General features: G+C 76.1%; 6 protein-coding genes. All 6 read left to right on the top strand.

Going from position 1 to position 8,167, the window contains the following annotated elements; all coding sequences use genetic code 11:
* Positions 1–91 precede the first annotated feature (91 nt).
* The 6 genes from ACZ4WV_RS30730 (at position 92) to ACZ4WV_RS30705 (ending at position 8,166) form a co-directional block, all read left to right on the top strand.
* On the top strand, positions 92–1,129 hold the full coding sequence (locus tag ACZ4WV_RS30730) for a glycosyltransferase (protein WP_465751909.1): 1,038 nt from the start codon (positions 92–94) through the stop codon (positions 1,127–1,129).
* A gap of 393 nt (positions 1,130–1,522) precedes the next feature.
* A complete protein-coding gene (locus ACZ4WV_RS30725) occupies positions 1,523–3,046 on the top strand; it encodes a sugar transferase (RefSeq protein ID WP_465751908.1) in 1,524 nt (507 codons plus the stop codon).
* 3 nt (positions 3,047–3,049) lie between these two features.
* Entirely contained in the window at positions 3,050–4,438 is a 1,389-nt protein-coding gene (locus ACZ4WV_RS30720; protein WP_465751907.1) for an O-antigen ligase family protein, read from the top strand.
* The gene (locus ACZ4WV_RS30715) at positions 4,435–6,213 is read left to right on the top strand and encodes a lipid II flippase MurJ (RefSeq protein WP_465751906.1); all 1,779 of its coding nucleotides are present in this window, start codon (positions 4,435–4,437) and stop codon (positions 6,211–6,213) included. Before ACZ4WV_RS30720 ends, ACZ4WV_RS30715 begins: the two co-directional genes overlap by 4 nt.
* On the top strand, positions 6,203–7,054 hold the full coding sequence (locus ACZ4WV_RS30710) for a polysaccharide deacetylase family protein (protein WP_465751905.1): 852 nt from the start codon (positions 6,203–6,205) through the stop codon (positions 7,052–7,054). Before ACZ4WV_RS30715 ends, ACZ4WV_RS30710 begins: the two co-directional genes overlap by 11 nt.
* Complete coding sequence (locus tag ACZ4WV_RS30705; protein ID WP_465751904.1) at positions 7,051–8,166, top strand: glycosyltransferase; 1,116 nt, start codon at positions 7,051–7,053, stop codon at positions 8,164–8,166. The genes ACZ4WV_RS30710 and ACZ4WV_RS30705 overlap by 4 nt, the downstream gene beginning before the upstream one ends.
* The last annotated feature ends 1 nt before the right edge of the window (position 8,167 follow it).

Here is an 8,167-nt window from a genome sequence, read left to right as displayed (position 1 = left end):
CCACACGGGCACGTCAGGCGGCGCGTGGCGTGCCCTTCCCGGTAGCGGGGGGGGGGGGGGGGGGGGGGGGGGGGGGGGGGGGGGGGGGAGGGTGGGGGGGGGGGGGGGGGGCGCCCCGCCCCCCCCCCCCCCCCCCCCCCCCCCCCCCCCCCCCTCGCCCGGCCCCTCCACCGCCGCCGAGGCCTGGCGGCTGCGCCGGATCGTCCGGGCCGCCGGGCCCGACGTGGTCCACCTGCACAGTGCCAAGGCCGGACTGGCCGGCCGGCTGGCCGTGCGCGGAGCGGTGCCGACCGTCTTCCAGCCGCACGCCTGGTCCTTCGCCGCCGTGGACGGCGCGATGGCCGCCGCCACTCTGCGCTGGGAGCGCTTCGCGACCCGCTGGGCGCACCGGCTGCTGTGCGTCAGCGTCCAGGAACGCGCGGACGGCGTCGCCGCCGGGATGCACGCCGACTGGGCGGTGGTGCCCAACGGCGTGGACGTGCGCCACTACGCGCCCGCCGACCGCCGGGCCGCCCGGATCGCGCTCGGCCTGGAGCTGGACGCCCCGCTGGCGGTCTGCGTCGGGCGCCTGTGCCGGCAGAAGGGCCAGGACGTGCTGATGGCGGCCTGGCCGGAGGTACTGCGGCGGGTTCCGCAGGCCCGGTTGGCGCTGGTCGGCGGCGGTCCCGACGAACAGCGGATCGCGGAGTCGGTGCGGGAGACGGCCGAGCCGTCCCGGGTCCGGCTGGTCGGGGACGTGCCGGACCCGCGCCCGTGGCTGGCGGCGGCCGATCTGGTGGTGCTGCCCTCGCGCTGGGAGGGCATGGCGCTGGCCCCGCTGGAGGCGATGGCGGCCGCCCGTCCGGTGCTGCTGACCGACGTGCCGGGGGCGCGCGAGTGCCTGCCGCAGGCGGCGCGGGAGCAGGCGGTGGTGCCCTCGGAGGACCCGACCGCGCTCGCCACCCGAATGGCGGAAGCGCTGTCCGATCCGATCGAATGCGAGCGACGCGGCGCCCGTCTGCGCGACCACGTGGTGGCCCGGCATGACGTCCGCACGGTGGTCGAACAGGTGGACGTCCTGTACCGCCATCTGCTGGGTGCCGGTCCGGCCGCCGGGAGGCGCCGGGCCCGTGTCCCACAGCGGATCTGATCGTTTCACATGCCGTGAATGCCCGCCCGCCAGGCGCTGTCGTATTCGCACCCTCAACCGGATAGGGGCGGGGCGTTAAGTCGGAAATACCTATTAATGGGCGGCTGGAATGAAACGGCAAGTCAACTTCCGGACCGTATGGCCAGACTCGGTATTGTCGGATTTTGCCTGCTTCGTTTCGATTTCATCCCGGAAATTCGCGCCTGACCCCATCATGACCGCGTCCCGTACGGCCGGCCGCTCCACGATCGGGCCCGACGCGGGAGAACCGGAAGCCGCCAGCGGTAGCAGGTGCTGTCAGGACCTCGCCCACCGGGCCGGGACGGCCGCTCCACGCCTATCGGTGCCGGGGCGTCGTCACCCCGGGCACACAGCAGGGGAGTTCGTGCGCTGATGACCATTGACCACGACAGCGTGCCGCGATCCGGAGGGCCCCTGTCGGGCCCGCGGCGGCCCTCCACCGGGCTGCTCGACCGGCCGGCCGGGTCGGCGCACACCAGGGCGGTCCCGCCGCCCCGCCGGCACCGAAGGGCGATCCGGCCCCGGCTCGCCCTGCCGCTCGCTCTGGTCCAGGTCGACGCGATCGCGCTGGCCACCGCCGCCGGCATCGCCAACCGGGCCATCGACCCGGACGCCCCGCTCGCCCCGCTGCTCGGCGTCGCCGCCGTCCTGCCGCTGCTCCTGCTGCTCAACCTGGCCGGCGGCCTCTACCGCACCAGGCTCACCCTGTCCGTCCTCGACGAACTGCCCGCGCTGGCCGTCCGCGCCGTGGTCGCCACCGCCTTCGCGGTCACCCTGGCCGGCTGCCTGGACGGCCGCTGGCCCGACTGCGGCCCGGCCACCCCGGCCCGCCTCACCGTCCTGCTCGGAGCCCAGCTGCTGATCGCCGCCGTCGGCCGGGGCGTCCTGTACCACCTGGTCCGGCGGATCCGCCGCGGCCGCCCCAGCCCCGCCCTGGTGCTCGGCGCCGGCCGGCTCGGCCGCAAGGTCGCCGGCGCCCTCAAGGAGCACGGCGAGTACGGGATGCGCCCGGTCGGCTTCCTGGACGCCGACCCGCCGCTCCTGGCCGGGGGCACCGACCTGCCCGTCCTCGGCGGCCGCGAGGTCCTCGAGCGCGAGGTCCGCCGGCACCGGATCCAGCACGTGATCGCCACCGCCGGCGCCGCCGACGAGTCGGAGACCGCCGCCGCCCTGCGCGACGCCGTCCGGCTCGGCTGCCAGGTCTGGCTGGTGCCCGCGCTGCGCGAGTTCGGCTCGCTGCCCACCGCCCCGGTCTCCGGCGGCGACCACCTGTGGGGCTTCCCCTGCCTGCGGGTCGGCCGCCCGGCCATGAGCCGCCCCGGCTGGGCCGTCAAGCGCGCCCTGGACATCACCGCCGCCGCCCTCGGCCTGCTGCTGCTCGCCCCCGTCCTGGCGCTCTGCGCCCTCGCCGTCCGCTTCGACACCGGCCCCGGCGTGCTCTTCCGCCAGCAGCGCACCGGGCTGGACGGCCGGGTCTTCACCGTCCTGAAGTTCCGCACCCTGCGCCCCAGCAACGAACACGAGTCGGCCACCCGCTGGAACATCGCCCAGGACCACCGGATGGGCGCCGTCGGCCGCCTGCTGCGCAAGAGCTCGCTGGACGAGCTGCCGCAGCTGTGGAACGTCCTGCGCGGCGACATGAGCCTGGTCGGCCCGCGCCCCGAACGCCCCTACTTCGTCATGCGGTTCAGCCAGGCCTACCCCGAGTACGCGGACCGCCACCGGGTGCCCGTCGGCCTCACCGGCCTCGCCCAGGTCAACGGCCTGCGCGGGGACACCTCGATCGAGGACCGGGCCCGCTTCGACAACCGCTACATCGAGAGCTGGAGCCTCTGGCAGGACGTCAAGATCCTGTGCCGCACGGCTGTCCTGATGCTCCACCCGGACGGAAGCTGACCCGTGGCCCTCACCCTGTCGACCCTCCCGCGCCCCGTCTTACGCCGGGCCCTGCCCGCGCTCGCGGACCGGCCCAGCCTGCTGGCCGCGGCCACCGTCCTGCTGGTCTGCGTGCCCACCACCGAGAAGGACGTCACCGCCGCCGTCCACGTCACCGCAGCCGACGTCGCCTCGCTCGCCCTGGTCGCCCTCACCGCGCTGAACCTGCTGCGCGGCCGGCTGCCCGCTCTCAGCCGCGCCACCTGCGCGCTGTTCGGCGGCATCGTGGTCGCCACCGCCGTCGCCACCGTCGGCTCGATCGACCCGGCCACCAGCCTCACCGGCTTCGTCCGGCTCACCCAGGTGTTCGTCCTGGTGCCCGCCGCCGTGCTCTGCTCGCTGCGCGACCGCGACGACCGGCGGCTGGTCCTCGGCTCCTTCGTGCTCGCCGCGCTGATCCAGGGCGTGGTCGGCGCCCACCAGTACCTCACCCGCACCGGCGCCTCCTACACCGGCCAGCCGATCCGCGCCGTCGGCACCTTCGGCGCGCTGGACATCATGGCGATGTCCACGGTGGTCAGCTACGGGCTGCTGGCCGCCCTCGCCCTGGCCATCGGCGAACGCGGGCCCGACGGGAACGTCCGGCTGCGCCGGGCGATGTTCGCGGCCGCCGCCTTCCTCGCCTTCCCGCTGGCCGTCTCCTTCAGCCGCGGCAGCTGGATCGCCACCGCCATCGCCGTCACCGTCCTGCTGCTGCGCGCCGACGCCCGGCTGCTGGTGCGCGGCGCCGTCCTCGGCCTGGCCGCCGCGGTCGTCCTGGTCGGCGGCCTCGGCCTCGGCGCCTCCGGAGTCACCGAACGCCTCAGCTCGATCGGCTCCGTCTCCGCCGCCCCCGACCAGTCCGTCTCCGACCGCTACGACCTGTGGGCCACCGCCGGGCGGATCTGGCAGGACCACCCCGTGCACGGCGCCGGACCGAAGGCCTTCCCGAAGCTGCGCGACAGCCACGCCCCGCTGCGGCTGTCCTCCGGCAGCGACGCCGAGGACTCCACCATCGGCTTCCAGCGCGAACCGCTGCTCTCGCCGCACAACATGTACTTCCTGGTGCTCAGCGAACAGGGCCTGATCGGCATCACCGCCTACCTCGCGCTCTTCCTGGGCCTGCTGCTCGGCTGCCTGCGCAGCCGCCGCGGCCGCACCGCGGGCCCCGGCCGGCGGGACGGCCCGGCCCTGGCCGCGCTCGCCCTGCTGACCTGGGTGCTGGTCGACTTCCTGTACGCCGACATCGGCGGCACGACCACCGTGCTGACCTCCGTCGTCCTCGGCCTCGCGGCCCGCGCCGCCGCGCAGGAGCCGACCAGTCTCGCGGGGGACGCCGGTGCCGAACGCGACGAGCGGACGAGGACCCGGTGACCACCGACCACCCGGCAGCCGCCCCCACCCTCCCGGTCCCGCGCAGCGCGCCCGTCCGACCCCCGGTCGCCGGGCCCGACCCGGTGCCCCGGGGAGGCTTCCTCGCCAAGGCCTTCGGCATCACCGCCCTGCTCAGCGCGGTCGGCTCCGGCCTCGGCCTGCTGCGCGACCTCCTGCTCGCCCGCTTCTTCGGCGCCAACCAGGGCACCGACGCCTTCCTCGTCGCCTGGACCGTCCCGGAGACGGCCGCGCCGCTGCTCATCGAGGACGCCATGTCCTTCCTCATGGTGCCCGCCTTCGCCCTCGCCCTGGTGCTGCGCGAGGAGGACCCGGACGCCCCCGACCCCGTCCGCCAACTCGTCCGCGCCACCCTGCCCTGGCTGCTGCTCGCCCTCACCGGCCTCTCCCTGGCCGCCGCGCTCGGCGCCCCCCAGCTGGTCGAACTGCTCGCCCCCGGCCTGCCCGACCCGGGCCTGGCCGTGGCCTGCACCCGGATCACCGCGATCACCGTGCTGCCGTTCGGAGTGGTCGGTTACCTGGCCGCCGCGCTGCGCGCCCACCACCGCTTCACCGCCCCGGCCGGCATCTACGTCGCCTACAACCTCGGCATCCTGGCCCTGCTGATCGGCTTCCACAGCCACCTCGGCGTCCGCTCCGCCGCCCTCGGGGTCGCGTTCGGCAGCCTGCTGATGGCCGGGCTGCTGATCGGCCCGTTCCTGCGCCGGCTGCGCCGGGGCCAGGGCGCCACCGGGCGCAACCGGCGCTCCCGCCCCGCGCTGGTGCTGATGCCGCTGGCCCTGCTGCCGGTGGCGGCCTTCACCCTGACCCGGCAGGCGCAGGTGTTCGTCGAGCGCTACCTCGGCTCCGCCCTGCCGCCCGGCACCATCTCGCACCTCAACTACGCCGCCAAGGTCTCCCAACTCGCCATGACGGCGGGCGTCCTGATCTGCATCGTCACCTTCCCGCTGGTCGCCCGGGCACTCGCGGCCGGGAACCTCGCCGCCGCCCGCGACCGGGTCGAGAAGGACCTCGGCCAGGCGGCCGCGGTGGTCCTGCTCGGCACCGCCTTCCTGATGGCCTGCGCTCCCTCGGTGGTCTCGCTGCTGTTCGAACGGGGGGCCTTCGGCCCGCGCGACACCGCCGCCACCGCCGCCGTCATCCGGGTGTACAGCTTCGGCCTCCCCGCCCAGGCGCTGATCGGCGTGATGGTCCGCCCGTACTTCTCGCTGCGCCCGGTGGTCCGCCGGGCCGACGACCCGCGCGCCGACGACCGCGGCCGCCGCCTGCTGGACTGGTACCCGACCGCCGCGATGGTGCTGGGCCTCGGCGTCACCGTCACGGTCGGCCTGCTCTCCGCCGGCCGCTTCGGCGCCCTCGGCCTCGCCGCCGGGAACGCCGCCGGGATCACCGCCGCCGCCGCGCTGCTGCTGCGCGGCCTGGTGCTGCGCGGCATCCCGCTGCGGTTGCGCCGGGTGCTCGGCGGCCACGGACGGCTGGTCGCCGCCGCCACCGGGGCCACCGTCCTCGGCGGCGCCGTCGCGGGCCTGGTCGGCGACCCGCTGCTCTCCACCGCCCTCGGGGGCCTCACCGTGGCGCTGGTCTTCGCCGCCCTCGGTACCGGCCTCGGTGCCCGCGAGGTACGCGGCCCGGTCCTGGCCGCCGCCCGAATCCTGAGCCCGCACGCCGGGGCCGCGAACCCGCGAACCGGGGCGCGCACCGGGGCTCCGAACCCGCCAACCGTCGCCGATGAAGGGAAGCTTCCCCATGGACAATGAACGGGGAACCGTCCGTTCGGCTCAGGCGGGCGTCACCAACGCCCCGCCCGACCGGGCACGACTGCCCAGGAGCCGCCGCCCGGTCAGCGAACCGGCCGCCACCGGCTCCTCCACGCCGTGGATCCTGATGTACCACTCGGTGGCGGTCGAGGAGGAGGACCCGTACCAACTCACCGTCAGCCCCGAGCGGTTCGCCGAGCAGATCGGCTGGCTGCACCGGCGCGGACGGCGCGGCGTCTCGGTCCGCGAGCTGATGCGGGCACGGGCCGACGGCCGGGACGACAAGCTGGTCGGCCTGACCTTCGACGACGGTTACGCGGACTTCGCCCGCTACGCCGTGCCGATTCTCCAGGCGTACGGCTTCACCGCCACCGCGTACGTGGTCGCCGACCTGCTCGGCCAGGAGAACGGCTGGGACGCCGAGGGCCCGCGCAAGAAGCTGCTCACCGTCGAGGAGGTCACCGAACTCGCCGCCGCCGGCTGGGAGATCGGCTCCCACGGGCTCGGCCACCAGGCCCTGCCCGGCCTGCCCGCCGACGTCCTCGCGGTGCAGACCCGGGAGAGCCGGCGCCTGCTGGAGGAGGTGGTGGACGGCCCGGTCACCGGCTTCTGCTACCCGTACGGCGCCGTCGACCAGCCCGCCGCCCTGGCCGTGCGCGACGCCGGGTACGACTACGCCTGCGCCATCGCCCACTCCCCGCTGACCGGCCGCTTCGCCCTGCCGCGCTGCTACGTCGGCGACCGCGACGGCGCCTGGCGGCTGCGGGCCAAGAAGGGGCGCCACCTGCTGCGCGACGCCTCCACCGCGCTGCGCCGCGGCCGCGGGGAGCGTCAGCCGTGAGGGTCCTGCACATCGTCACCGGGCTCGCCTCCGGCGGAGCCGAGCGCCAAGTCCACCTGCTGCTCCGGCACTTGCCGCCGCACCAGCGGTGCGAGGTGCTCGCCCTGACCAACCCCGGCACGGTCGCCGACGCGCTGCGCGCCGACGGGGTGGCCGTCCACCACCTCGGCATGCGCGGCAACCGGGACCTCGGCGCCCTGCCCCGGCTGGTCCGGCTGGTCCGGGCCGGCCGGTACGACCTGGTGCACACCCACCTCTACCGGGCGCAGCTGTACGGCCGGCTGGCCGCGCGGCTGGCCGGGGTGCGCGCGGTGGTCTCCACCGAGCACTCGCTGCACGCCGGGGTCATCGAGGGCCGCCCGGTCACCCGGGGCGTCAAGGGCCTCTACCTGGCGGCCGAACGGCTCGGCAGCACCACCGTCGCGGTGTCCCGCCAGGTCGCCCAGACCCTGCGGTCCTGGGGCGTCCCGCCGGCCCGGATCGAGCTGATCCCCAACGGCATCGACACCGCCGGGTACCTCCGCCCGGCCGCCGAGCGGGCCGCCGTCCGCCGCCGGGTGCGGGCCGAGCTCGGCCTGCCGGAGGGCGGTTGGGTGGTCGGCGGGGTCGGCCGGCTGGTGCCCGGCAAGCGCTTCGAGGTGCTGCTGGAGGCGCTGGCCGAGCTCGACCCGGCCACCCGGCTGGTGCTGGTCGGCGAGGGCCCCGAGCGTGCCGCGCTGGAGCGGCGGGCCGCTGAACTCGGCGTCCGGGAGCGGCTGGTGCTCGCCGGCGAGCGCGATGACGTGCCCGACCTGCTGGCCGCGATGGACGTGCTGGCCGCGCCCTCCACCGCGGAGACCTTCGGCCTCGGCGTCCTGGAGGGCCTCGCGGCCGGGCTGCCGGTGCGGCACAGCGCCTGCCCGGCGCTGGACGAACTGCCGCCCAGCGCCGCCCCGCAGGCCCGCCGCATCCCCTCCGACCCCGCCGCCTACGCGGCCGCGCTGCGCGACCTGCGACAGCTGAGCGGTCACACCGCCGACCCGCTGCCGCACCCCCCGGCCGTCGGCCACTACGACATCGCCCGGGTCGCCGCCGACCTGGCCGCCCTCTACGACCGGCTGGCCCGCGTCTGAC

The sequence above is a fragment of the Kitasatospora sp. NPDC029312 genome (genome assembly GCF_055569215.1).
The sequence above is the reverse complement of the archived record's forward strand: the minus strand, read 5'-3'. Positions and strand labels throughout refer to the sequence as shown.